This is a genomic window from Streptomyces sp. BE20, from assembly GCF_036322525.1.
Classification (GTDB): Bacteria; Actinomycetota; Actinomycetes; order Streptomycetales; family Streptomycetaceae; genus Kitasatospora.
In genome coordinates this window covers 1-1,483 of the sequence record NZ_JAQYWW010000301.1, presented here as the reverse complement: position 1 = coordinate 1,483, position 1,483 = coordinate 1, and the positions used below count along the sequence as shown (strand labels likewise).

The following is a 1,483-nucleotide window of genomic DNA, read 5'->3' as shown; positions in this document are numbered from 1 at the left end:
GCTTGGGTTCTGGGGGTCGTCGCAACACCACGTGGTTTAGGTGGTGAGTAGATCACGTAGACGCTCGGCTGGGGTATTCCAGCCGAGCGTCTTGCGTGGGCGGCCGTTGAGTTCCTGGGCGACGTGTTCGAGGTCTTCGGGGCTGTGCGGGCTCAGGTCGGTTCCCTTCGGGAAGTACTGCCGCAGGAGCCCGTTGGTGTTCTCGTTCGAGCCGCGTTGCCAGGGTGAGGCGGGGTCGCAGAAGTAGACGGGCATTCCGGTGGCCATGGTGAACTGCCTGTGGCGTGCCATCTCGCTGCCCTGGTCCCAGGTGAGGGAGCCGCGCAGGTGGGCCGGCAGGGTCCGGACGGTGCGGACGAGGCCGTCGCGAACGGTCTCGGCGTCGTGGGCTCCGCCCGGCAGGTGGACCAGCATCGTGTAACGGGTGCTTCGTTCGACCAGGGTGGCGATGGCGGAACGCCCGCCCGCGCCGATGATCAGGTCCCCTTCCCAGTGGCCGGGCACCGCCCGGTCCTCGACGTCGGCGGGCCGGTCGCTGATCATCACCATCGGGTCGATGAACCGCAGGGTGCGCCGCTCGGGGTCGCGGCGGGGTCTGCGGCGGGTCCGGCCGGAGCGGACGGCTGCCTGCACTTCCCGTTTCAGACCGCCGCGGGCCTGGAAATACAGCGCCTGATAGATCGTTTCCACGCTCACCCGCATGCTCTCGTCGTCGGGATGCTCCGTCAGCAGAGCGTGGCAGATCTGTTCCGGTGACCACCGCCTGAGCAGTCCGCCCTGGACGAAGCGACGCAGCCGTCCCTCGCGCAGCAGCTTGCGCTCCTTGGGCCGGGGCCTGCGCGCCGCCGCCGCCCGGTGGGCCGCGTAGGGCTGGTAGCCCCTGCTGCCCGCGTTCGCGTCGATCTCCCGTTTGATCGTGCTCGCCGGCCGTCCCAGGGCCCGTCCGATCGCCCGCAGAGACTGGCCCGCCGAGCGCAGATCGCGGATCTGTTCGCGCTCGGCCAGGGTCAGGAAGCGCGGGTGGAGCTGCTTCTCCAGGACCCCCAAGCCGACCGGTACTGTTGTCACACCGGACATGGTGACGGTTCCCGCCCGGTAGTCGACGCGGTACCCCTCCGGATACGTGCGCGAATGGCCGGTCTTCTTGACGCCCCGTTCCCAGTCCCTGGCCGTGCGCTCGTTCACACCGACCTGCCGGGCCGCCGCCAGGCGTGCGACACCCGTGTCCCGAAGCCGCTCGTACTCATCGCGCCCGGGGTGGCGCCGCGGCAGGCGCACCGAGCTCCGTCCGCCCTTCCGGGCCCAGCCGAAAGCAGTGTTCCGGTTCACCCCCAGCTCACGCGCCACCACCGTCACGTTCCCCACCACATCCACCCGCGCAAGGAAACGCTCCCTCAACCCCGAAAGATCATCGCGTCCAACGGCCACGGTCCTCGCAACTCCCACCGATCGCGGGTGTTGCGAGGACCGCTAGAACCCAAGC

Annotated in this window: 1 protein-coding gene; it reads right to left on the bottom strand. The window is 69.6% G+C overall.

Features of this window, described 5'->3' with window-relative positions:
* Nucleotides 1-36: 36 nt before the first annotated feature.
* A complete protein-coding gene (locus PUR61_RS01640) occupies nucleotides 37-1,185 on the bottom strand; it encodes an IS30 family transposase (protein WP_443035104.1) in 1,149 nt (382 codons plus the stop codon).
* Between the last annotated feature and the right edge of the window lie 298 nt (nucleotides 1,186-1,483).